The sequence below is a fragment of the Nostoc sp. genome, from assembly GCF_036917635.1.
Classification (GTDB): Bacteria; Cyanobacteriota; Cyanobacteriia; order Cyanobacteriales; family Nostocaceae; genus Nostoc.
Genome location: NZ_JBALCW010000047.1, coordinates 22,425 through 45,411 on the forward strand (window position 1 = coordinate 22,425; position 22,987 = coordinate 45,411).

Genomic DNA, 22,987 nt, shown 5'->3' on the forward strand with positions numbered 1-22,987 from the left:
TTTAATTCTTAGAAACTGGTGAGTAACTATGATTAAGCACAAACAACAGCAAGTAAGTCACCCATCTAGTGAGTCTGGTTTCACGATAATTGAGTCGCTAGTAGCAATAATCGTGGTTGCTATTTTACTGGCAGCGATCGCGCCTACAATCATAATTGCAACAGCAACTCGCGTCCAATCAAGACGTGTGCAACTAGCCACACAAGCTGCCAGAACTTTCATTGATGGTGTTAAAACCGGAGCAGTGACTACCCCTGATCCCGCTAACACTAATACCAATATCACTATTACATTGCCTCAATCAACCGTTACAAGCAGGAGTTTAGCTGACAATTTACTTACCACCACAAATATGCCAGTTCCTACAACATCAACATCGCAATATTTATATTGCGTGACAAAAGATCCAAACAATAACCTAGCTATTAGTCCCCCAAACTGTACAAGCAACACAACCAACCTATTTTACATTCAGGTTGTAAAAATTATAGCAACAGGAAGTACTCCAACTAATACTACAACAGGTCAACCAATCGATGGTTACGGTTTGGGAATTCGAGTTTATCGGTCAGATATTGACTTTACTAAAACTGTCAATGTTAGCGACAGTAGTAACAAGAAAAGACAAAACACTTTCACTGGGACTTTAGGCAATATCCAATCTCCACTAGTGGAAATGACCACTGTAATTGCTTCTAAAAACACTTCCTTCAATGCTCTGTGTCAGCGTCTTGCTGTTGCTAGTACTACTCCTTCTTCTAGTAACAACACTTGTAATTAATTCCTACGCAGTGAGGTTGAAAGATATAACTAAACTTTTGTTCGTAGTGAGCGATTTATCGCTCTATATGCTCTATATAAAGTAGGACTTACGCATTAGGTACGAAATGTAGAGGCAATTCATGAATTGCCCCTACGGGAAATCAGGGCTTTCACTACCTTTTTGCGTAAGTCCTGTAAAGTTGTCAAGGGCTTCAAGCCCTTATTACAAATCTTTAGTTCTTCACGCCCACTTACTTAGTTAACTGTAATCGTTAACCTTGTGAATACATAGTAAGTAGGTCGGCGAGAAAAAAGCAAACTATGTAACGAAAAGTAAAATCTCTATATTTGGCTCGTAGTTGCGCTGTCTTGCGCTTTAGCGCAACTACAAACCAGTGATGATTATTTGCGCCGACTTACTTATAACTGTACACCACCATCCGCTATATCTATTTCTATCAATAAGGGACAAACCGTAGTTATGAAGAATGGACTCAAATTTCTTCTCAGCATTCAGCTGAAACACTCTAAATTGGTTCAGCAAGTTAATGGTTTTACCCTGATAGAACTTTTGGTAGCCTTATTGCTGGCATTCCTCGTGCTTACACCACTACTAGGATTTATGGTTAATATTCTCACTACAGATCAGAAGGAGCAAGCAAAGGCAAATTCTGAACAGGAAATCCAGACAGCAATTGATTACATTGCCAATGATTTACAACAAGCTGTCTACATATACGATCAAACAGCACTGACTACCAATTCAAACACTGTCCCAGCAAGCTCAGGAATTCAAGACCAAATACCCCCTGTTAAAAAAGCTGGTATTTGTGATTCTTCTAATACTACTGTTACTTGTAAACCAATTCTCGTGTTTTGGAAACGCAAGTTTCTCACAGGTGCGATTACACTTTCCAGTAGCACTACAACAAACACAACAGATGACACTTTTGTTTACTCCTTAGTTGCCTACTATTTAATCAAAGATAGTAGTACTACTTGGTCAAATGCGGCTCGGATTGCCAGATTTGAAATTAACGATGGAGTTCTCGGTGCTAGTGGTACTACTACTGGTACTACTGGTAATTGTGGTACTGACTATCCGAATGATACGTATACTGACACCAGCCACTGCCCCAATCCAGGTTTTCAGCGTTTTAACCTAAATTTACCAAGTGCCGCAGGTCTAAAGGAGAAAATGAATTCATGGAAAACAGCCTCAACAGCTTACACTCAACAACCTGTAGTACTAATTGATTATATCGATCAAACCTCTATTGGTTCGACAACTCTTACTTGCCCCACTGGAACGCTTAACTCAGGTAGTTTTATGGGCTTTTATACTTGCGTTGATGTTGCCAACACGACAGCACAGGTGTTTTTACGAGGCAATGCACTAGCTCGGTTGCAAACTAGCAATTTTGATTACTCTTCAAATAACCAAACTTACTTTCCAACTGCAAATGTCCGCGTGCAGGGACGTGGATATTTATTTACAAAATAAACTTGATAATACACAGCACAACTAATGATGGGGCATTATGGGCAACCTAACTTTCAAGTTATTCCACACTAGGATGTGTAATCAAAACATCAAAAAGCGGCTTCATTCTCAACAGGATGCTGGTTTTAGCTTAATTGAAGTGCTTACAGTAGTGGTGATGATCGGAGTTTTAAGTGCGATCGCAACTCCTAGTTGGTTTGCTTTTGTAAATAGACAGAAGGTAAATAAGGCTAACGATGCTGTTTTAGCCGCACTGCAAGAAGCACAGCGCGAAGCTAAAAACAAAAAACTTAGCTACACTGTCAGCTTTCAGAAAAATCCCACAACCCAAAATGTAGAGGTTGCTGTTTATAATACCAATGCTGGAAGCCCTACATGGAAACCTTTAGGGGTGGATGTAGGCGTTAGCTCTGATAAATTACTGCTAGGTGCAAATCTCAGTGGCGAAAATACTGCCAATTCTACTACTAATTCTCCTGTATCCTACCCTCCTTCAAGTACGCCAACAAAAATTACCTTTGACTATATGGGGGCTTTGACTTTACCAACTCCAAACTTTGGAACAGTTCCAACAGGTGCAACAGAGCCACCTGGGTTAAAAATAGTGGTAGCAGTACCAAGCTCTACAAATTCTACATTGGCTAGTAGCGTAAAGCGATGCGTCATTGTGAGAACTCTTTTAGGCTCAATGATCGCAGCAAAAGGCTCCCCCAACTGCGATTAAGTCGTTTTTATAGTAATTTTTTATAAAAATACGTAATAATACTGTATATAAAACTGCACATTGATCGCAAAATTAAAACATCAGGTACAGTTTTAATGTTTGATAGATTTATTTCAGAGTCGCTGATAACTTAGCCATTGGTTGAGCAGATAAAAGCGTCCTAGTCAAAATATTCCTTTTGTCAAATGACTGAAAACCTTGACTTTACTGTAGCTATTCCAACTTATAACGGTGAAAGTCGTTTGCCTGAACTACTAGAACGGCTACAAAGCCAACTTCACACCGAAAATTTATCTTGGGAAATTATAGTTGTAGACAACAACAGCACTGATAACACAGCTAAACTTGTTCAAAAAACTCAACAAAATTGGCGGTGTCCTTACCCTTTAAAGTATTGCTTTGAAGCGCAACAGGGAGCAGCTTATGCCCGAAAAAGGGCAGTTGCAGAAGCTAAAGGTAAATTCATCGGTTTTCTAGATGATGACAACTACCCAGTATCCAATTGGGTATCCGCAGCTTATACTTTTGGTGAAAAATATCCGAATGCGGGAGCTTATGGGAGCCAAATTCACCCTGACTGGGAAGTAGATCCACCAGAAAACTTTCAGCGAATTGCTCCATTTTTGGCAATTACAGAGCGAGGTAATTTACCGCTATTATATGAAGCAGCTAAAAAATTACTACCCCCATCTGCTGGACTTGTTGTCCGTAAACAAGCCTGGTTAGAAAGTGTACCAGATAAGTCTATTTTAACCGGTAGAGTTAAAGGCAATATGCTGACCAGTGAAGACTTAGAAATGTTGTCTTATATCCAAAAGTCAGGATGGGAGGTTTGGTATAACCCTGAAATGGAAGTTTTTCATAAAATCCCAGGCTTCCGGTTACAAAAAGACTATTTAATTCCATTTTTTAGAGGTATTGGACTTAGCCGTTATGTAACTAGAATGGTAAATATAAAACATGTGTATAGACCAGTTGCTCTTTTAACTTATATGATAAATGACCTGCGTAAAATCATTTTACACTTACTCAAATATCGAACTAAGCTAAAGCAAGATTTGGTAGTTGCTTGCGAAATGGAGCTTTTTTTAAGTAGTTTTATTAGCCCTTTTTATCTTTGGAAAAATGGATATTTTAAAAAATAAATTATCAAATATTAGGTATTATGTATGACCGAATTAGCAGTTGAAAGTTTAGATATTAGCGTAGCCATTCCTGCATATAATGGAGCAACTCGCTTACCTAAAATTTTAGATAAACTCTTAAGCCAGATAGGAGTAGAACAAATTAGCTGGGAAATTATTATTGTAGATAACAATAGTTCTGATAACACATCTGAAATCATCCAGAATTACCAAAAAATATATCAGGAAAACTGCAATTTAAGATATTTTTTAGAAACCGAACAGGGAGCAGCTTTTGCCCGACTGCGGGCAGTGCGTGAAGCCAGAGGGCAGCTAATCGCCTTTTTAGATGATGATAACTTACCTGCACCTGATTGGTTATCAGAAGCATATAGCTTTGGATTGCAGCATCCTGAAGCAGGGGCTTGGAGTGGACAAATTCATGGTGATTTTGAAGTAAAGCCGCCAGAGAATTTTGAAAAAATTCAAGCTTTTTTAGCTATCAGAGAACATGGCTCAAATCCATATTTATTTGATGCAGACAAATTAAGGCTTCCTCCTGGTGCAGCGCTTGTTGTCAGGAAAAAAGCATGGCTTGAAAATGTACCACAACGACCTAATTTAAGTGGTAAGTTACCTGGTATTTTGGTGCAGGGTGATGACTATGAACCATTACTTTATATACATTATGCAGGCTGGCCAATTTGGTATAACCCTACCATGCATACTTATCATCAAATACCACATTGGCGACTTGAGAAAGATTACCTCCTAACTTTGGCACGTGGCTGTGGGTTGTGTATTTTCCAACTACGTTTGATAAATACTAAAAAGTGGCAAAAACCGATAGTTTTTGTAAAAACTGTCTTAGGAAATTTACGCCGAGTATTACAACATCTCATTCAGTATAGAGGGCAATTTAAAAATAATCTAATTACAGTTTTTGAGATGGAGTTTTATTTGGCTAGTATGATGAGTCCTTTTTACTACTTAAAATGTAATTTAGGCAGAGTACTAAAAAATAAAATGGCTTTATAGTTATGATTAAATCCAGCCAAAGGTTACCAAAAATTTCTGTAATTATACCTGCCTATAATAGTGAAAACACTATTAGTCATACAATTAAATCTGTTTTAAATCAAACTTTTTTTAACCTAGAATTAATTATAATTAATGATGGTTCGCAAGACTCAACAATAGAAGTTATTGCAGAAATTAAAGACTCACGAATAAAAGTATTTTCTTACCCTCATGCTGGCGGTAACGTCAGCCGTAACCGAGGACTAAATCTTGCAGTTGGAGAATTTGTTAGTTTCTTAGATGCAGATGATCTTTGGACACCTGATAAACTTCAGTCTCAGTTAAAAGCTTTGCAAGAAAACGTTAGTGCAAAAGTTGCTTACAGTTGGACTGATTATATTGATGAAAATGGTAAATTTATACTTTCAGGCAAGCGCGTTAATCTAAATGGAAATGTTGATGAAAATTTATTGTTAAATAACTTTCTTGAGAATGGCTCCAATCCTTTAATTTGTAGAAAATCTTTAATTAAATTAGGTGGCTTTGACGAATCTCTAAGTGCGGCTCAGGATTGGGATATGTGGCTGCGATTAGCTTCTAAGTTTGATTTTATATGTGTGCCATCTGTACAAATCTTATATCGCATAAGTGCTAATTCAGTTTCTTCCAATCTTGTCAGACAGGAAAAATCCTGCTTGCAAGTACTCAAGAGAGCTTACAAGGAAAAGCACGCTTTACGACACGCTTTTGCCCGTTCGACACTAAAACATAATTGGAATATAAGCCTAGCAAATTTATACAAATACTTGACCTGTAAAGCGCTACAAAAGCCATTTAACAAAAAAAAAGGTCTAGCAGCTGCTATATTTTTGTGGAAGTATTTTTTTTATGACCCTTCAAGACTTCAGAATATAAATTTCACCTTAAAACTTTCACTGAAAATTTTCATAATCTTTATAGTGCCTACGTTGCTAGACAATATTACTAACCACGGCGAAGTAAAAAGGCCAGAAACTGAAACATTGTTCAACGGCTGGGTAGTTAAAAAGCGATTAGAAGACAAAAATGGATATTCGGGTGCAGTTACTGTTTCTAGTTAATTCCAAAAATCTCTTGAATAAAGACTCCAATAGTGGTTTTACCCTACTAGAAACTTTAGTAGTTGTTTTATTAATTGGTATATTAGCCACGCTGGCAATAGCCAACTGGCTAGGTTTTGTGCAGACTCGCCACCTCAACACTGCCCAAAACGAGGTTTATTATGCTATGCGCCAAGCCCAAAGCCAAGCTAGTAAGGAAAAATTGACTTGGCAAGCTAGCTTTCGCCAACAAAACAGTATTCTTCAATGGGCGGTTCATCCTGCTACAGTAAACCCATCTGACGCTAACTGGAATAATCTAACCGACTTTCCGCACTTCATCGTGTAATATGCGTAGATTTCCCATAGGTGGAAAAAAATGGTTAAATCAACAACATAAATCGCCAATGGTATTCAATATTAATACTTAATAATTTGAACATTATTAGGAATTTTTATTGAAAAGATAGATAATACATTTTGAAGTGCGGAATGTGGGATCTAAATTCTAATGTGCGCTTAGATGAAGAAACAACCCTCTCAGAGTCAAATGGCATCAGACAAATCCAATTTGATCACAGAGGTAATGTCAGACAACCGCCACTAGGACGGATAACACTATCAAGCAAGTATGGTGGTAAAGCTAAACGTTGTGTTGTTGTTTCTACGATTTTAGGGGCAATGCGAATGGAAAAAGACCATGCCACAGCCGAAAACGATAAGTATTGCTATTAAGATATTTTTAGTTTATTCAAATAAGGTATTGTGTGCTGAACTTACCAACAAGCTCAAAACAGCACCTGATTATTTTTACTCGCTATCCAGAACCAGGGAAGACTAAAACCAGACTGATACCTGCTTTGGGAACTGTTGGTGCTGCCAATCTTCAACGGGAAATGACTGAACATACAATATTTCACGTTCAAGAATTGCAAAAAGCCATTGCCATATCTGTGGAAGTGAGATTTGCAGGTGGCGATTTGCAACTTATGCAAGACTGGCTGGGCTTGGATTTAGTTTACCAGTCTCAAGGTGAAGGGGATTTAGGTTCGCGGATGGCGCGATCGCTTTTCGAGGCTTTTGAATCTGATGCAACAAAAGTAATTATCATCGGTACAGATTGTCCTGGAGTCAATGCCCAGATTCTAGAGACAGCCTTTGAGAAGTTACACACCTTTGATTTAGTACTTGGTCCTGCGATCGACGGTGGATATTACTTAATTGGCTTGCGCCAACCCATCCCGGAGTTATTCGTTAACATCGAGTGGGGAACTGCTCAAGTATTCCAGAAAACCGTGGACATTGCCCAGAAACTTAATTTATCTCATGTGAACTTGTCACCTTTAGCTGATGTTGACCGACCGGAGGATCTGCCGATTTGGGAACAAGCCCTTGAGGGAAAGGTGGGAGGATGAGGGAGATGAGGAAGATAGTAACTCAGATATTGCACTTAGCCTTGGCGATTACAAATCACAGGTATAGAAACTAAGGCACTTACTGGCGCAAACTAATGTAAAATCAAGAATTTGAAACCCGCGTAGGCGGGTTTTGTCTGTGTAGCTGTGACTGGAAGTCGCTTGGTGCAATATGTGAGGTAATCAATAAGCCGTAGTCCCCAGCGCCGCATTAGCTTCGTATCTTAAAACACCAAGAATTTCCTGAAGACACTGTACATAACAAATGTTACTCTGGCCTAGTTGAAAACCAAGAGGCAGATAGCCTTTACCAATATTGAATCTGCTTTGTGTTTCTATACAAGAGTCACGGTCATAGGCACAATATTCAAGTAGCTTGAAATATGAAAATCACTCGTATTCACCGCCAGTTCAAAAAACTATGGTCAACCGTTTTACTTCCGTGAGTACTACCCTCACACTTAAGGTAGTTGGAATAATTTGCATTTTGTCATTTTTCGTTGACTTTTTCATTCTGTTGTTACCCTTTCAACCGACTGATAGGGTATGGCAAATCAACTTGGCAACAGCGCTAGTTGATCGCGGAATTGTGCCTCTAGTCGGTTTGGGGCTGCTGTTTGCTGCCTATTGGATTGATAGTGCTGATGCAGCAAGCGATCGCCCCCAAGGGATCGATTTAAGATTTCCCGCCGTCATCCTCTCAAGTATTTTAGGGTTGATGTTCTTGCTGATTTTTCCTTTGCACCTTAATAACGTAAATCAAGCTAAGACTCAAACACTTAATCGCATTGGCCAAGAAGCAGATCAGGCAGAAACTCAACTCAACAATAGGTTCTCGCAATTGCAAGCACAACTCAATACTGATCAAGGAAAAGCTCAACTAGATCAACTGCGAGCCCAAACCAAAGCTCAGTTTAGTGAAATCCTCAAAGACGATCAAAAATATAAGCAAGCGCTTGAAAGCTCTCAAATTCCCGCAAATATCAAAGATTTGCTGACGAAGGCTAAAACAAATCCCCAATTACTTGACAAAGCTATTGAACAACAAACAGATATTCAGACGCTGCGAACTCAACAACTGAGCCAAGTTCGCCAGCGCAGAGACGAAGCCGAGAAACAAGCTAAAGATACTGCTTGGAAGTCTGGGCTGCGGATTGGGATTAGCAGTTTGCTGTTGTCGATTGGTTACATTATCATCGGTTGGACAGGCTTAAGAGGTAGGGGTGCTGTACAAGGTAGTAAACCTAGAGCAGCTGCACGCTAATCTATTATTGGCATGGCAGTAAGAGGTATCCAAAAATTATTGACGGCTGATACTGCCATGCGCCTAATAGCTAATAACAATAAAAAGGCAATTATCACTTAATAAAATCGCTATAAAACTTGGGTAATGTTCTCAATTTACATCCTGACATATAACGAAGAGTTAGATATTGCTGCTTGTATCGAATCGGCGATGCTATCGGATGATATCATTGTTGTGGATTCATGCAGTAGCGATCGCACTGTGGAAATCGCCAGTCGCTATCCCATCCGTGTCATTCAACACCCTTTTGAAAGCCACGGACGCCAACGCACCTGGATGTTAGAGTCTATCCCCCCGAACCACGAATGGGTTTACATCCTTGAAGCTGACGAGCGCATGACACCAGAACTGTTCGCGGAATGCGAAAAGGCAAGTCAGAGTCCTGACTACATCGGTTACTACGTGGCTGAACGTGTCATGTTCATGAATCGTTGGATTCGTTATAGCACACAGTATCCCCGTTACCAAATGCGCCTCTTTTGCCACGGTAAGGTCTGGTTTACAGACTACGGTCATACTGAACGGGAAGTTTGTGAGGGTTCAACTAGCTTTCTAAAAGAGACATACCCACACTACACTTCTAGCAAAGGTTTGAGTCGCTGGATTGACAAGCATAACCGTTATTCTACAGACGAAGCTCAAGAAACGCTATATCAATTAGAACAGGGAAAGGTCAACTGGCAAGATTTATTCTTTGGCAAATCGGAAGTCGAAAAACGCCGCGCCTTGAAAGATTTGTCTTTGCGTTTACCCGCGAGACCGTTGCTAAGGTTTGTATATATGTATTTTATCTTAGGCGGTTGTTTAGATGGACGCGCCGGATTTGCTTGGTGTACATTGCAGGCATTCTACGAATATCTGATTTTGCTCAAAGTCTGGGAAATGAAGTATCTACCAAAACCTAATTTAGATGCAACAGCAATTCAGGCACAGGATAGTACACAACACTTACAGCGCGCGGATTCGGAAACGACACAGGCTGATGTGGTGTAAAATTTGAAGCAGCGATCGCTATGTCTAAACTTGGAAACAAGTTGAGATAAGTCGGCTAGGATGAACCAAGAATCTCACGCTTTGAAGCCGTGGGAGAGTCAAAAAGAAAAATAATATCCCTTAAAAATAACCAGTCGGCATCAGATTGGTTAATGTCTATGTGTATGCTTGTAGGAAAATAGCTGATTTCCAGCAACAAGTAACGTGTTTTGGCGTCAGCAGCCAAGCTGCTAGCGTTTTGGACAGTTACTTGCGGTAGAAACTGCCTAAAGTTAAAGTCTTCGGAGTTTGACAATCTGCTGGTATGAATACCAATAACAAAAGTTCCTCTAGCTTAAAACAGGAGAATCGGGGCTTGGTAATCGATCGCCTAAAACAGGACTTAAAAAACGACCTGATCGCTGGTTTGTTGGTAGTAATTCCCCTAGCAACTACTATCTGGCTAACGATTACCATTGCTACTTGGGTAATCAACTTCCTCACCCAAATTCCCAAACAACTGAATCCCTTTGATGGGTTAAACCCAATTTTAGTAAATTTACTGAATTTATTAGTAGGGTTAGCTGTACCACTACTAAGTATTTTATTGATGGGCTTGATGGCTCGCAATATTGCTGGCAGGTGGTTGTTAGATTTTGGTGAACGATTATTACAAGCAATTCCCTTAGCGGGACAGGTATACAAAACCCTCAAACAGCTTTTAGAAACAATCCTAAAAGATTCTAATGGCAAGTTTCGCCGGGTAATTTTGGTAGAGTATCCCCGCCGAGGAATTTGGGCGATCGCCTTTGTTACTGGTGCAATCAGCAGTGATATCCAAGTCCAGATGCCTCGCCCCGTGCTAAGTGTTTTTATACCCACTACGCCCAATCCGACTACCGGATGGTACGCAGTAGTTCCTGAAGATGAGGTGGTGAACCTCTCCATGTCGATTGAAGACGCCTTTAAAATAGTTGTATCAGGTGGCATTGTCGCCCCCAATACGCCCTTGGTTTTCCCCAAATCCACAACATTGGAAGTGAAACACAACGAAATCAAGCAGCAGGTTATTCCCGTTGAAGAAAATTAAATTGGTGACTCTTTATTGGGGACTAGGAACTGGGTACTGGGGAAGATGAGTATGTGGATTCATACCCTAAGCAAATCTTAAAAGAATTTCTTCTTTAGTATCTAGTACCTTCTTAGCGTAATGTTGTTTGACTGTACCAAAGTTGATATAATTGCAAGTTTGTCGCGTCTAGTTAATCAGTTCTGGCCCTATCACCCCTCAGTTTTATGCAACCTCGTAAACCCCAGCAAATTGCTCGTGAATTGGCGCTTTTAAGCCTTAGCCAATTGCCAGTCAACCCAAAGAAATTAGATAAGTTGGAAGACGATCAACTAGTATCCAAGTTGGTGCTAGGAGCAGTACGCACACTGACTTCAGAAGTGCAAGATACCCTCGATAATGCCGCAGGTGAACTGCAACGCAGCAACGATCGCCTTTTAAGTAGCCAAACTAGGGCTTCCGACCTCAATACTGCCAGGACAATGCTTCAAGAAGCGATCGCCTGTACCCAGACAGCAATCAATCAGTTAGGTACGGCAGTTGATTTCCCCGTATTGATTCAGTTAGCTAATCAGGATAAGGGAGTCCGTAATTACGCTAAAGAGCTTGTAATTACCGTCAACGAAAATCGACAAATTATAGATGAACTCCTTTCTACTGCCTTAGTAGATTGGCAAGTAACTCGCCTTGCCCAAATTGACCGCGATATCTTGCAAATCGCTGTGGCTGAAATGAAGTTCTTAGGAGTTCCAGACAGTATTGCCATCAACGAAGCTGTGGAGCTAGCCAAACGCTACAGTGGAGACGATGGTCATCGGTTTATTAACGGTGTTTTGCGCCGAGTCACTGAGCAGAAAAAGACAGCATAGCCTTTTTTACTTGCCAAAGTGAGGGGGATGAGAAAGCAGGAGGAGCAGGGGGAGCAGGGGAAGCAGGGGGAGCAGGGGAAGAAGAACTATTGATTATTGCCCAATGCCCACTTGCCCTGAGCGACTCGTGCCGAGCATCTCGAAAAAGCGGACATGGAGCCGGAGCCGAGGTAAGCCGTTCGCGTAGCGTCTCCAAGAGTTGGGATGCCCAATGCCCCAAGTTAAATTAAACTCATAACTTATAACTATTAAACTCATATAACCAATACTGCTGCAATGGTTTTTAATTGGTTCCGTCGTAAATATAACGATTCCTCTGACACTCCCTCTGATAATAAACAGGAAGAAATTCCTGCACAAGAACCTCACCCAGAGGCAGCGGAAACGTTAACACCAACTGCTGAAACTGCTTCAGACACAACGACAGACTTGTTAGCGTTTGCTAAAGCTGCTTACAAAAATATTCAGCAAAAACAACAAGCCGAGGTAGTAGAAACCCCAGGTGATTCAGCAGATGCCTCAATAGCATCAGCACAACCTGAACCCACAGAAACGGCAATTGCGGAAATTACCGAACCAGAAGCAATTGAGGAACCTGTTAGTACAACCGTAGAAACATCACAGCCAGAAGTTATTGAAGCTGTTACTGAAGAAGAAAGTACAAAAGATTCCTCAGTAGCAGCAATTGCCGATCAAGATGTCAAAAGCCCAGAACTCACGGCAAATGAAGCTGAACCAACGCCTACCGAACCAGTAGCTACGCCAGAGGCAACACAGCCAGCACTATCGTTTTTAGAACGGGCGGCGGCAGAACGGCAAGCCAAGCTAGAACAACTAATGGCCACCGCTATTGAAGTTCCACCGGAGGTATTACAGCCAGTAGCTGCAACTTCAGAGACAGGAGAGGAAATTCCTGGACTGGTATTTGATGATGGGTTTGTCTGGTCGGCGAAAGTTTTAGCTGCTCAAGGTAGAAGTGCAGAAGACGTTTCTATTGAGGAAATTACCTGGCTGAAAAAGCTCCGCCAAGGGTTAGATAAAACTCGTCGTAGCATTCTTAACCAACTGAAGGCGATCGTTGGTCAAGGGCCGCTAAACCAAGCTGCTGTGACAGAAATTGAGGCATTGCTCCTGCAAGCTGATGTGGGTGTAGAGGCGACAGACTTTATTATCAATGCCCTACAGACCAAACTTCGAGAAGAAGTTACTGCACCAGAAGAAGCGATCGCTTACCTGAAAAAAATCCTTCGGGATATGCTGGATGCGCCAAGTAAAGCATCCCACAAAACTACCTTTACCCTAGAAAAAGAAACCTTGAATATTTGGTTAATCACTGGGGTGAATGGTGCCGGTAAAACCACCACCATCGGCAAAATTGCCCATCTGGGACAAAAATCTGGTTATAAATGCTTGATTGGCGCAGCAGACACCTTCCGCGCCGCCGCCGTGGAACAGGTGAAGGTTTGGGGTAGTAGAAGCGGTGTGGAAGTAATTTCCAATCCGGGAAAGAATACAGATCCGGCAGCAGTTGTATTTGATGCGATCGCAGCCGCCCAAGCGCGTCAAACCGAATTACTTCTGGTAGATACAGCTGGGCGACTGCAAAACAAGAAAAATTTAATGGACGAACTTAGCAAAATCCGGCGAATTATCGACAAAAAAGCCCCAAATGCCAAAGTAGAATCTCTTTTAGTTCTAGATGCCACTTTAGGGCAAAATGGACTACGGCAAGCCGAAGTTTTCTCCCAGGCTGCCCAATTAAGCGGCGTTGTTTTAACTAAGCTCGATGGTACAGCCAAAGGCGGCGTTGCCCTGGCCGTTGTGCAACAGCTAGGTTTACCCATTCGGTTTATTGGTGCTGGTGAAGGAATTGAAGACCTGCGCCCCTTTTCTAGCTATGAGTTTGTCGAAGCTCTCTTGAGTGGCTAATTTAAAAATTTGGAGTTAAATATTTTTCTTGACAACTGATAAATTTAGGGATCACCGATCTGGTATTATCACTTGAACTCATTAGAAACAGATCAAATCCTCTAAATCATAAGTTTGTCACAATAAATGGATAAGTTTTGCTAAAATCTCAAGCTAATGCCTTTTTTCACGCTCTGAATGGGGATTTAGTTGCAACACACAAAACCCCGGAAGCTTCCATCTTGCAGTAATTTAAAGGGCAAGCGAGACGCTCACCCCCGCAAATGCAAGATTGACAGCAGTCTGAGCGGTTAGCAGTGCTTTGGGGTGCTGGCACCTCACAATTAAGCTTCCGACGATCGCAATTTCGGAAAATCGTCCACTATGGACTCAAAAAACGAATTGGTGTAAGTAAGCTGATTCAACACTCCCAGGTGTATTCTCAGTTCCTACTTGCGAAAGTATCTACAAATATTTTCTCTAGTAAATCAAGGTTTTCACTCAAAAAACTTCCAGTCTCCTAGTTGCCTCTGCCCAAACAGTTACTCTGAAAGGGTTATGAATTATTCTTTTAATAAAGTATTTTTATGACTGTAGAGATATGCTTTGGTAATTAAGTTATGAAAAAATCAAAAGCTTTCTTAACTCTGACTGAAAATAGTAATTTTTACAGATTGGTTTTTGGCTAAAAATCCATGATTTGAAATTACAAATATTCCATCATAAATACAATAAGCAAATAAAATACTGATAAAAGTTACCTGTTACGTCTTTATACTCTTGCTAAAGTGACAAGTCTTGTCTAAATATGGTTTAGCAATGCCTTAGCCAAAAGATTTATAAGTAATCTAAAATCTGCCAATATAAAGTGCAATAGTACCTGTGCCTGTGTCTCAACTGCCCTCTCAACCCATTGACAACAATAGTAGTGCCGCGACAGATGTCACACCAGTCGTAGCACTCAAAGAACTCGTGGCAAGGTTGCACCGGGAACAGAACAAAATTCAAGATTTGCTCAGTTCTTTAGGATTTGCCCTAAGAAGTTTCAATAATTTGAATCAGTTTTTGGAACTGATCCCCCTGATGGCAACAAGAGTGACAGATGCAGACGGCAGCGCCTTGTTTCTCTACAAACCTAACGGTCAAGTAAGATTAGAGCAGTTACATTGGCAAGATAGTGGCCAGCGAAAAAATATCCGCAAAGCACTAGAAATAGCCAGCAGTCAAATCACGCTTCTACCCAATGCTGCCCCTCTAGCTAATGCGACGGGGATTTTGGATGACCAAATGCATCGCCATTTGGGGCCAGATGTGCAAATCTTTGGTACGGCGATTCTGGTGAAGCATACAGAACGGGGATGGCTCTATGTTTTGAGCCGCGATCCAGAATATAGTTGGACAGAAACTAGGCAAAAGTTAGTTAGGTTAGTAGCAGACCAAACAGCCGTTGCCATCGAAAACGATGAACTAGCTGTAGAACTAAGAAAAAAAGAACGTCTAGACCAAGAACTAGAAATTGGCGCAGAAATTCAACGGCGACTTTTGCCACGTCAATGCCCGACAATCCCTGGTGCAGTCTTGGCGGCACGTTGTAAACCTGCCAACCGTGTCGGCGGAGATTACTATGACTTTATTGCTACCAATCACAATAAGATTCAGTCCAAGACCAAAGACAGCACGGAAACGAGTCGCTGGGGTTTGGTTATTGGAGATGTCATGGGTAAAGGTGTTCCGGCTGGGCTGATTATGACGATGATGCGGGGAATGTTACGGGGAGAAGTGCTACATGGTAATTCTCCATCTGGAATTCTGCAAAACTTAAATAGAGTTATGTATGCGGATTTGGAAAATTCCCACCGCTTTATAACGCTATTTTACTCAGAATATAATCCCCATAGCCGAATTTTGTCTTATAGCAATGCGGCACACAATCCTCCCTTGTGGTGGCACGCAGCCACAAAAACTGTCAGCCGTTTAGATACTCTAGGGATGCTAATCGGTTTGGATGCTAACAGCCAATATGAAGATGCCCAGGCACAGTTAGAGCCTGGGGATACAATTATTTACTATACAGATGGTTTGACCGATGCTGCTGCTGCTAGTGGCGATCGCTTCGATGAAGATAACTTTGTCGCTGGCTTCAATACGGCTTGCAAGTACTGCAATAGCCCAGAGGAGATTGTGGATTACTTATTTGACCAAGTTGAGCAATTCATTGGTGCTGATAAGCAAAATACTGATGATATGACACTAGTTGTTCTGCAAATTTTATAGTCATTAGCGATTTTTGCTTGCTCAAGTCATGATTAAACCGATGTGGTTGGGGATTCACCAGAGTTATTATACTAAATTTAATTTTTTATTTTTTATTTAACTTGCCGTAGCGATCGCCTAAATGGTCGCACATCAACCTTTTTTGGTGAATTGTTTGTATTTAGCCTTTAAGATAATACATCAAAAATGATCCTTAGAATACTTTTATCTTCAACTAAAAACTATATATTTTGCACATCTAGCACAGTAGGAAACGCCAAGGGGGAAACTAGGTAAAATGTACAAGGTAAAAAGTAAAAGGTAAATTTATTTCTTCATTTTTGCTTTCTTTCTATCCTTGTGACGCAAGCATTTCGCCTGCTACTTCTTAGCGTTTTAATTTTTCCTTTCTCCGCCGTAGCAAGTTTACAACAGCTACGACGGAGTTTTGCTTTCTTCGTTTCTTGCCCCCGGACTTGATTTTTTAAATGCCTATTCTTGCGTCCCAGCTTTTTGCAGACTCTGCACCACATTTTTATAACCATTAAATTCTGCAATCATTAAAGCAGTATAACCACCCCGGTTTTTCAAATTCACATCTGCCCCAGCTTGCAGTAATAACTGCACAATTTCGCCGTAACCTGCTGAGGCAGCCCACATCAATGCTGTTGCCTTCGCTGAGTCTTGAAAATTCACATCTGCCCCCTTTGCCAGCAACAAATGTATTATCTCTGTGTGCTTGCGTTCGGTTGCCTTGATTAAAGCAGTTTTGCCATCATCGCCCGGAGTGTTGGCATCAGCACCATAATCTAACAGCACTTTCACTGTTTGGGTGTGTCCCTGTGATGCAGCCAGCGTCAAAGGTACTTCACCGAGGTTTTTCTCAGTAATATCTGCCCCGGAACGCAACAATGCTTCGACGATATGGCTGTGTCCCTGCAATGCTGCTACAAGCAGTGGCGTATCACCCAGGTGGTTCCTAATTTGGACATCTGCACCCCTGTTAAGTAACACTTGCACAACATCAATGTAGCCTTCCACAACGGCAAGGTGTAAGGCTGTTTCACCATCTTGGTCTTGAAGATTAATTTGGGCATCTCGATTTAGTAAAGCTGCTGCGATCGCACTGTGTCCAGCTGCTGCTGCCGATAGGGCAGTTGCACCATCAGCGTTTTTCAGATTCACATCAGCCCCCGCCGCTAGCAGTGTTTCCACAACTTCTAGATGTCCCAAATCTGCCGCTAATGTTAAGAGTGTCTCACCCTCGTCATCTCGGATATTGACATCGACACCAGTTTGGAGAATTGCTTGTAAAACTTCTATTTGTCCCTGTTTAACGGCGAGTTTCAAGGCAGTATCATCATCTTTATCTGCGATATCCACCTTTGCACCAGCAGCCAATAAAACTCGCACTACATCGACATGACCTTTAACTACAGCTGCCATTAAAGCTGTGCTGCCATCTTCATTAGTGGCATTGACATCAGCACCTTTAGATAGTAAAAGCTGCAAAATGTCAAGCTGTTTGGCACTAGCCGCCAACATCAAAGCCGTCAAACCATAGAGTTTTCTTTTCAAGTTGATATTTGCCCCAGCATTTAGCAGCGATCGCACAATTTCGGTGTAGCCTAAATTGGCAGCAAACATTAACGCCGTCGTGCCAAGGCGATCGCCCGCGTTTACCCTCGCACCAGCAGCCAGTAACGCACTCAGATGCTTAATATCCCCATTTTTAGCTGCTTGTAGCAGCAAAGTATCGTTGTTTTCAGTCATGGATGAGATCCCACACAGGGGGTTTTGTTCGTCTACCCTCAAAATTTAGTCTGAGATTGTTTATCCACTTTGGCAAGAGGGTTATGCAATTCAAAATTCACTTATTCTAAATTCAAATTCAATAAAAGCAGTCTTGGCAAACATTCTGGCTATTGGCTTGATAAAAATTCTTCTCTTTCTTAGCCTCTTTTAGTTTGTGCAACTTTAAGCACAGAAAATAGAATTATGCTAATTTTTATGAATATTTAATAATTGGGCGAGAACACGATGAGTCTGGAACTTTCTGCGTCGGTGAAATATTGGCTAAATTTCTTTCATCCGGTGCTCATGTGGGCGCTATTAGTACTTTCAATTTATGCTGCCTACTTGGGGCTAAAACTACAGCGTACCAGAAATGCTCAGGGGGAAGAAAAGAAAGAACTGATTAAAGGTAAATATAACGTCAGACACTACCAAATCGGGTCTATACTCCTAGCTTTGATGGTTGTAGGTGCAATTGGCGGGATGGGTGTGACTTACATCAATAATCAAAAGTTATTTGTCGGGCCTCACCTGCTGGCAGGATTGGGTATGACGGCTATGATTGCATTCTCTGCTGCTTTGTCGCCTTATATGCAAAAAGGGGCAAATTGGGCGCGGGCAACTCACATTCTGGTGAATTTTACCCTTTTGGGGCTTTTTGCTTGGCAGGCTGTCACCGGGGTGCAAATTGTCCAAAGAATTCTCACTAAAGCATAGTTAAGTAGTGCTTTGTCATTTGTTATGAATTTTTGACAAATGACAAAGAACTGTTGACTTACCGCTTTTGCTTAGAATTAGCAGGAAAGGGTATTTCTAAAGATTTATGAAAATCTTCCTGAACTTTGCGAGTTAAACGGCGAGAGACTTGGCGGACAATTTGGTTAAGTAAGCGATCGCCTGTAGATTGAATTATAGACTTGGGTAATCGCTGAATAAACCTGGGAAAGTGCAAATCAACTATTAAATCCAATTCCCATTCAACTCTGGTAATTTCACCAATACTACTGGAAGCATCGGTTTCTATTAACTGTAGAGATGCCCAATAGTCTACGTCATAACCAGGCGGTTGGTAATCAGGAATGGGGATTGTACGGATGCGGTAAATACCCTCGTCTGGAGGCAACAATTCCAAACCAATTTTAGGTTCTACATCATAACCAAAAGCACCAAAACGACCAATTACTAAAGCGTAGCCATTTTCCCCAAGTGATTGCACCTTCATGGGTTCAGCGCAACGCGAAAACCATGAGGCGTGATTATTAAGATACTGGGCAACCTTCTCTGCTGGGGCAAGCATTTCCATAAAATCTTGATAACGTCCGGAAAATTTTGTGACCGGTGCTACATTTCCTTCTGTTAATTTGTCCTCGGCTGCTTCTTGGCTGGAGGCTACAGGTAAAACTGCTTCTGTTATTTCCCAGGATTTATATTCGCTGTTTGTTGAAAGCATAAATGGATTAATGTATATTTTAGCGTTCGTCTATATTAATAATTCCCCATGTTCCTGGGTCATTTCACACTAATATTCCATTTTTACCGAAACCTCATTAATCTACCATCAACTCCATAGAATTACTAAAATAAAGAACTGAACAAGCACACAATAGTTTCCCAGGATAGCATTTCTCATGAAAGCATTTGTAGCAGGGGCAACGGGTGAAACAGGTCGCCGGATTGTGCAAGAATTGATAGCGCGGAATATTCCCGTCCGCGCTTTGGTGCGGGATATAGAGAAAGCTAGGGGTATTCTCTCTCTTGAAGCGGAATTAGTTGTAGGCGACGTATTACAACCAGAAAGTTTAACTGCTGCGTTGGGAGATAGCACAGTTCTGTTGGTTGCTACTGGTGCAAAACCTAGTTTTGATCCCACTGGCCCCTATAAAGTGGATTTTGAAGGGACTAAAAATTTAGTAGAAGCTGCTAAAGCAAAGGGAATTGAGCATTTTGTCTTAGTTTCTTCTTTGTGTACTTCGCAGTTATTCCATCCACTGAACTTGTTTTGGTTGATTTTAGTGTGGAAAAAGCAAGCTGAAGAGTATATCCAAAAAAGTGGTCTTACGTATACGATTGTGCGACCTGGTGGGTTGAAGAATGAAGATAACCTCGACGCGATCGTGATGCAGAGTGCTGATACACTGTTTGACGGTAGTATACCCAGGCAAAAAGTCGCCCAAGTTGCTGTTGAGGCGTTATTTGAAGCAGATGCACGCAATAAAATTGTCGAAATTGTTGCCAAACCGGAAGCTACTTCCAAAACTTTTGGGGAATTATTTCAACAATGCTGATATTCCACAGGATTCTACTCCTCAAAATTATCGGCTCAAATCTTCATGGAAAAGCGATGCCTATGCCTACGCGCTTTGTCAAATAGCTTTGCTTCATTTAAATTGACCGCCCCTTGATTCAACTGCAAGGCTTAATCCCATCCCACAGGCAAAAGGGTTTAGCAATGCTAAACCCCTACACTGATTTATGATAGACGATCGCTCTGTTATTAAACATCTCCAAAAATTAGGTTTTCACCTAGACAGGATAAGGGTTTGAGATTATTTTTTGGAGATGTCTATTACTTTTATCTTCATAAAAAGCGATACAAAATCACTTTTATTCTGGAAAGTACTCATTATTGAAAATATCTTCAGGAGTAAAAGGGCATTTTTCTGGAAAAACTTCAGGCTGTAAAGCTGTTTTTTGAATTGCTTGTCTTCTGGCTTTAATATAAACTGCATCTAAGCAGTTAAGAGAATAATTATAAAGTGTTTTGGAACGAAAAGAAAATTCTAGCTCATCACGGAAATTAGTTATTTCTATTTGCCAGCCTCGCTGACAATCTTCTTTTTCCGTTTCCCAATAACGATAAAGTAAAAGATGAATTAATAATTGTTTTAAGTAACTTTCTACTTTTCGTCTTTGTTCAATTCCCAAAGCTTCAATTTCTTCTGCTAGATGTTGCCAATCCAGATTACCAATATCTTTATTTTCTAATTGTTTAAGTGTTGTTTCTACCCATAAATAATAATCTTCCTCGTAAAGGGTAGGTTCAACAGATTTTAATATTCCTGTTGTCATAGCTAATTACTCAGAAAATTAATTATTTAATTATAACATAGGTCAGCGATCGCACTATCCCACACTCAAAATGCAGGGATTTAGCAATGCACCAGTTTTAGAAGTGCGACTAGAAAACAGCACGATTTGAGCGAGGAAGCGATTTATTACCGGAGGTAGGATGCTATAAGAAGCAATTGAGTTTATACTTATAAGATTTACGCAATAACTCTCTGAAACTCTTATTTCTCCGTGCGCTCTGCGTCCTCTGCGGTTCGATTTTACGTTATCTGTGCGTAAGTCCTGACTTAGTTGGTATTGTTATAAGTATCTCGCTTTTTATACTTATTTATGGTCATTTTTCCTAATTTTAAAAATCTGGAGCAAATCGGGAATAATAACTAACAATCAGGTGTGAACTTTACTGGAATAAGTTCGTCGATGATTTTTGTTAGCAAAAAGAGCAAATTTTAAGGAGTTGGATTCTGAAAGGCTTTGAATTCAAAGGTGTTGAAAAACTTATTGGGCCAATAGCCGCGCTTCTTGGCTTTGTGTATTTGTTGCAATGGTATATTGGAGACTTGCGATCGCCTTCTGATCCCATCTTTGCAGTTCAACAACCGCCTCTAGTCATGAAAAAGGGCGACCCCTATATCCGCGCTTTAATGCGAACCATCTCGGCGAGTGAAGCTAGTGGTAATCGTCCCTATTCGCTGTTGTATGGTGGACAGCAAGTCAACGACCTGAGCCGACATCCTGAGATATGCGTCACAATTGTCACAGGCCCCAACACAGGTAATTGTTCCACTGCTGCTGGTAGGTATCAAATTATTAACGTTACTTGGTATCGTTTAGCTTCCCGTTATCATCCAAAACCGATGCAGATGATGTTTTGGACTGCCTATAGTTTTGAAGCAGAATATCAAGATATAGTAGTTTACCGTTGGTTAAATGATTCTAAAGTTTGGGGAACTGATATTTCTCAACTGTTGCGTCAGGGAAAGTTAAATGATGTTTTGCGGCGGCTCTCTCCCACCTGGACAAGTCTAGGATATGGTATAGAAAATAATTCTGTTAGTAGCTCTTTACCTAAACTTTATCAGAAAATGCTGCAAGAGGAATTGACCGCAGCTAATCATCCAACAGCCAGGGTAACACCATCGCCAACTCCTTCTAGTAAGGCAGTAAAGAAGTTGCCACAGTGAGGTTATCCTAATTTTTAAGCTGCATAGAAAAAATCTTTGATATTATCCACAAATGCCAAGGTATTTTCAAAGTGAATATTATGTCCAGCATTACTAATTATTTTTATTTGGGCTTCACAGAGTTGAGCCATTTCTGTATTAATAGATATAAATTTTTTATCATATTCACCCACTAGTAAGAGCAGAGGAATTTTATTTTCTTGTAGCTTTTGCCACAAAGAAGGTTGATATCCAGTTCCCATGAAGCGCAATGATTTATCTAATTCGTACGGATTATTCTGCAACCGACTTTCTATCATGCGATCGTATTCTGGATGATTTTTTATATAACCAAAAATTGGTTGATTGTACCAATTTGAAAGAAAAGCAGCAAAATCAGTTTGAATAATACTTCTGCTTAATTTTCTAGCTATTTGAGCATCACGTCTAACTCGTTCTAATCGTTCTGCTTCTGTTGCTAAACCTGGGGAAGCTGATTCTAATACAACTTTAATAAAACGTTCTGGAAAATCTAGAGTTAGATATAAAGCCAATCTTCCGCCCATTGAATAACCAATTAAGTAGCATTTATCTATTTTTAATTCATCTAATAAATTAATTATTGCTTGAGCAGTAGGTTGTATTTTATAGTATTCATCACTTCCTAAAAGTTTGGTTTTACCATGTCCGGGTAAATCAAGGGTGAGATAAGAAAAATCTTCATCTAGCACTTTTAGAGCTTCATCAAATTCATTAATGTTTCCCATGAAGCCGTGCAATAAAAGAATTAGAGGTTTGTTTATATTGACATTTAAAGAATAGTTAAACTTAGATAATGCCAAAACGTCGCCTTTCTAATACACGGAAGATACTTATGTTCATTTTGGCATAAATAAACCTCTGCCTAAGTCAATACACCAAATTTCGCATCTTTACAAAATGCGTAGTGGTGCTAG

22 protein-coding genes and 1 pseudogene are annotated in these 22,987 nt (G+C 40.6%); 18 read left to right on the forward strand and 5 right to left on the reverse strand.

Annotated features, from left to right (window positions below; genetic code table 11):
* Positions 1–28 precede the first annotated feature (28 nt).
* From hpsB to nusB, 13 genes and pseudogenes are all read left to right on the forward strand, one after another.
* Positions 29–781: a hormogonium polysaccharide secretion pseudopilin HpsB gene (gene hpsB, locus V7K32_RS12915; protein WP_334993739.1), complete on the forward strand. Its 753-nt coding sequence runs from the start codon at positions 29–31 to the stop codon at positions 779–781.
* Between the two features lie 462 nt (positions 782–1,243).
* The gene (gene hpsC, locus V7K32_RS12920) at positions 1,244–2,266 is read left to right on the forward strand and encodes a hormogonium polysaccharide secretion pseudopilin HpsC (protein ID WP_334993741.1); all 1,023 of its coding nucleotides are present in this window, start codon (positions 1,244–1,246) and stop codon (positions 2,264–2,266) included.
* 37 nt (positions 2,267–2,303) lie between these two features.
* Positions 2,304–2,990: a pilus assembly FimT family protein gene (locus V7K32_RS12925; RefSeq protein WP_334993743.1), complete on the forward strand. Its 687-nt coding sequence runs from the start codon at positions 2,304–2,306 to the stop codon at positions 2,988–2,990.
* Between the two features lie 185 nt (positions 2,991–3,175).
* Entirely contained in the window at positions 3,176–4,135 is a 960-nt protein-coding gene (gene hpsE / locus V7K32_RS12930) for a hormogonium polysaccharide biosynthesis glycosyltransferase HpsE (RefSeq protein WP_334993745.1), read from the forward strand.
* Between the two features lie 24 nt (positions 4,136–4,159).
* On the forward strand, positions 4,160–5,152 hold the full coding sequence (hpsE, locus tag V7K32_RS12935; protein WP_334993747.1) for a hormogonium polysaccharide biosynthesis glycosyltransferase HpsE: 993 nt from the start codon (positions 4,160–4,162) through the stop codon (positions 5,150–5,152).
* 2 nt (positions 5,153–5,154) lie between these two features.
* Complete coding sequence (locus V7K32_RS12940; RefSeq protein ID WP_334993749.1) at positions 5,155–6,234, forward strand: glycosyltransferase; 1,080 nt, start codon at positions 5,155–5,157, stop codon at positions 6,232–6,234.
* Positions 6,200–6,535, forward strand: a pseudogene (locus tag V7K32_RS12945) (prepilin-type N-terminal cleavage/methylation domain-containing protein); the annotation flags it as partial. The gene V7K32_RS12940 and the pseudogene V7K32_RS12945, both read left to right, overlap by 35 nt.
* Positions 6,536–6,705: 170 nt before the next feature.
* Positions 6,706–6,948 (forward strand): hypothetical protein, encoded by a 243-nt coding sequence (locus tag V7K32_RS12950; protein ID WP_442938731.1) that lies wholly within the window; start codon positions 6,706–6,708, stop codon positions 6,946–6,948.
* Positions 6,949–6,980: 32 nt separating this feature from the next.
* On the forward strand, positions 6,981–7,628 hold the full coding sequence (locus V7K32_RS12955; RefSeq protein ID WP_334993751.1) for a TIGR04282 family arsenosugar biosynthesis glycosyltransferase: 648 nt from the start codon (positions 6,981–6,983) through the stop codon (positions 7,626–7,628).
* Between the two features lie 421 nt (positions 7,629–8,049).
* Positions 8,050–8,892 (forward strand): hormogonium polysaccharide biosynthesis protein HpsJ, encoded by an 843-nt coding sequence (hpsJ-B, locus tag V7K32_RS12960; protein ID WP_334993753.1) that lies wholly within the window; start codon positions 8,050–8,052, stop codon positions 8,890–8,892.
* A gap of 126 nt (positions 8,893–9,018) precedes the next feature.
* Positions 9,019–9,927, forward strand: a complete 909-nt coding sequence (locus tag V7K32_RS12965; protein WP_334993755.1) for a glycosyltransferase family 2 protein — start codon at positions 9,019–9,021, stop codon at positions 9,925–9,927.
* 304 nt (positions 9,928–10,231) lie between these two features.
* The gene (locus V7K32_RS12970; RefSeq protein WP_334993757.1) at positions 10,232–10,996 is read left to right on the forward strand and encodes a DUF502 domain-containing protein; all 765 of its coding nucleotides are present in this window, start codon (positions 10,232–10,234) and stop codon (positions 10,994–10,996) included.
* Between the two features lie 206 nt (positions 10,997–11,202).
* On the forward strand, positions 11,203–11,844 hold the full coding sequence (gene nusB / locus V7K32_RS12975; RefSeq protein WP_324985420.1) for a transcription antitermination factor NusB: 642 nt from the start codon (positions 11,203–11,205) through the stop codon (positions 11,842–11,844).
* 93 nt (positions 11,845–11,937) lie between these two features.
* Here nusB and V7K32_RS12980 read toward each other — a convergent pair whose 3' ends face one another.
* Positions 11,938–12,102 (reverse strand): hypothetical protein, encoded by a 165-nt coding sequence (locus tag V7K32_RS12980; RefSeq protein WP_334993764.1) that lies wholly within the window; start codon positions 12,100–12,102, stop codon positions 11,938–11,940.
* Between the two features lie 18 nt (positions 12,103–12,120).
* Between V7K32_RS12980 and ftsY the strand changes: the two genes are divergently transcribed.
* Entirely contained in the window at positions 12,121–13,773 is a 1,653-nt protein-coding gene (gene ftsY, locus V7K32_RS12985; protein ID WP_334993766.1) for a signal recognition particle-docking protein FtsY, read from the forward strand.
* Between the two features lie 861 nt (positions 13,774–14,634).
* Positions 14,635–16,026, forward strand: a complete 1,392-nt coding sequence (locus V7K32_RS12990) for a PP2C family protein-serine/threonine phosphatase (RefSeq protein ID WP_334993768.1) — start codon at positions 14,635–14,637, stop codon at positions 16,024–16,026.
* A gap of 471 nt (positions 16,027–16,497) precedes the next feature.
* On the opposite strand, the gene V7K32_RS12995 is transcribed toward V7K32_RS12990, so the two are convergent.
* Positions 16,498–17,778 (reverse strand): ankyrin repeat domain-containing protein, encoded by a 1,281-nt coding sequence (locus V7K32_RS12995; protein WP_334993770.1) that lies wholly within the window; start codon positions 17,776–17,778, stop codon positions 16,498–16,500.
* 267 nt (positions 17,779–18,045) lie between these two features.
* Here V7K32_RS12995 and V7K32_RS13000 point away from each other — a divergent pair, with 267 nt between their 5' ends.
* Positions 18,046–18,516: a DUF4079 domain-containing protein gene (locus V7K32_RS13000; protein ID WP_334993772.1), complete on the forward strand. Its 471-nt coding sequence runs from the start codon at positions 18,046–18,048 to the stop codon at positions 18,514–18,516.
* A gap of 58 nt (positions 18,517–18,574) precedes the next feature.
* On the opposite strand, the gene V7K32_RS13005 is transcribed toward V7K32_RS13000, so the two are convergent.
* Positions 18,575–19,249 (reverse strand): DUF1997 domain-containing protein, encoded by a 675-nt coding sequence (locus V7K32_RS13005; protein ID WP_334993774.1) that lies wholly within the window; start codon positions 19,247–19,249, stop codon positions 18,575–18,577.
* A 178-nt stretch (positions 19,250–19,427) separates the two neighbouring features.
* On the opposite strand from V7K32_RS13005, the gene V7K32_RS13010 reads away from it, so the two are divergent.
* Positions 19,428–20,084 (forward strand): NAD(P)H-binding protein, encoded by a 657-nt coding sequence (locus V7K32_RS13010; protein ID WP_334993776.1) that lies wholly within the window; start codon positions 19,428–19,430, stop codon positions 20,082–20,084.
* A 319-nt stretch (positions 20,085–20,403) separates the two neighbouring features.
* On the opposite strand, the gene V7K32_RS13015 is transcribed toward V7K32_RS13010, so the two are convergent.
* Positions 20,404–20,868, reverse strand: coding sequence for a DUF29 domain-containing protein (locus tag V7K32_RS13015; RefSeq protein WP_334993778.1), 465 nt, complete (start codon positions 20,866–20,868; stop codon positions 20,404–20,406).
* Positions 20,869–21,398: 530 nt separating this feature from the next.
* Here V7K32_RS13015 and V7K32_RS13020 point away from each other — a divergent pair.
* A complete protein-coding gene (locus V7K32_RS13020; protein WP_334993780.1) occupies positions 21,399–22,052 on the forward strand; it encodes a glycoside hydrolase family 24 protein in 654 nt (217 codons plus the stop codon).
* A 14-nt stretch (positions 22,053–22,066) separates the two neighbouring features.
* On the opposite strand, the gene menH is transcribed toward V7K32_RS13020, so the two are convergent.
* Complete coding sequence (gene menH / locus V7K32_RS13025; protein WP_334993782.1) at positions 22,067–22,873, reverse strand: 2-succinyl-6-hydroxy-2,4-cyclohexadiene-1-carboxylate synthase; 807 nt, start codon at positions 22,871–22,873, stop codon at positions 22,067–22,069.
* Positions 22,874–22,987 lie beyond the last annotated feature (114 nt).

What these genes read in the sequence shown, in the direction of transcription:
- V7K32_RS13010 (WP_334993776.1), top strand. Translation starts at nt 19,428, where the DNA reads ATGAAAGCATTTGTAGCAGGGGCAACGGGTGAAACAGGTCGCCGGATT.
- ftsY (WP_334993766.1), top strand. Translation starts at nt 12,121, where the DNA reads ATGGTTTTTAATTGGTTCCGTCGTAAATATAACGATTCCTCTGACACT.
- V7K32_RS13005 (WP_334993774.1), bottom strand. Translation starts at nt 19,249, where the DNA reads ATGCTTTCAACAAACAGCGAATATAAATCCTGGGAAATAACAGAAGCA.
- V7K32_RS13015 (WP_334993778.1), bottom strand. Translation starts at nt 20,868, where the DNA reads ATGACAACAGGAATATTAAAATCTGTTGAACCTACCCTTTACGAGGAA.
- V7K32_RS12925 (WP_334993743.1), top strand. Translation starts at nt 2,304, where the DNA reads ATGGGCAACCTAACTTTCAAGTTATTCCACACTAGGATGTGTAATCAA.
- hpsB (WP_334993739.1), top strand. Translation starts at nt 29, where the DNA reads ATGATTAAGCACAAACAACAGCAAGTAAGTCACCCATCTAGTGAGTCT.
- nusB (WP_324985420.1), top strand. Translation starts at nt 11,203, where the DNA reads ATGCAACCTCGTAAACCCCAGCAAATTGCTCGTGAATTGGCGCTTTTA.
- V7K32_RS13000 (WP_334993772.1), top strand. Translation starts at nt 18,046, where the DNA reads ATGAGTCTGGAACTTTCTGCGTCGGTGAAATATTGGCTAAATTTCTTT.
- V7K32_RS12970 (WP_334993757.1), top strand. Translation starts at nt 10,232, where the DNA reads ATGAATACCAATAACAAAAGTTCCTCTAGCTTAAAACAGGAGAATCGG.
- hpsE (WP_334993745.1), top strand. Translation starts at nt 3,176, where the DNA reads ATGACTGAAAACCTTGACTTTACTGTAGCTATTCCAACTTATAACGGT.
- V7K32_RS12950 (WP_442938731.1), top strand. Translation starts at nt 6,706, where the DNA reads ATGTGGGATCTAAATTCTAATGTGCGCTTAGATGAAGAAACAACCCTC.
- hpsE (WP_334993747.1), top strand. Translation starts at nt 4,160, where the DNA reads ATGACCGAATTAGCAGTTGAAAGTTTAGATATTAGCGTAGCCATTCCT.
- V7K32_RS12965 (WP_334993755.1), top strand. Translation starts at nt 9,019, where the DNA reads ATGTTCTCAATTTACATCCTGACATATAACGAAGAGTTAGATATTGCT.
- V7K32_RS12995 (WP_334993770.1), bottom strand. Translation starts at nt 17,778, where the DNA reads ATGACTGAAAACAACGATACTTTGCTGCTACAAGCAGCTAAAAATGGG.
- V7K32_RS12980 (WP_334993764.1), bottom strand. Translation starts at nt 12,102, where the DNA reads ATGAGTTTAATAGTTATAAGTTATGAGTTTAATTTAACTTGGGGCATT.
- hpsC (WP_334993741.1), top strand. Translation starts at nt 1,244, where the DNA reads ATGAAGAATGGACTCAAATTTCTTCTCAGCATTCAGCTGAAACACTCT.
- V7K32_RS12940 (WP_334993749.1), top strand. Translation starts at nt 5,155, where the DNA reads ATGATTAAATCCAGCCAAAGGTTACCAAAAATTTCTGTAATTATACCT.
- hpsJ-B (WP_334993753.1), top strand. Translation starts at nt 8,050, where the DNA reads ATGGTCAACCGTTTTACTTCCGTGAGTACTACCCTCACACTTAAGGTA.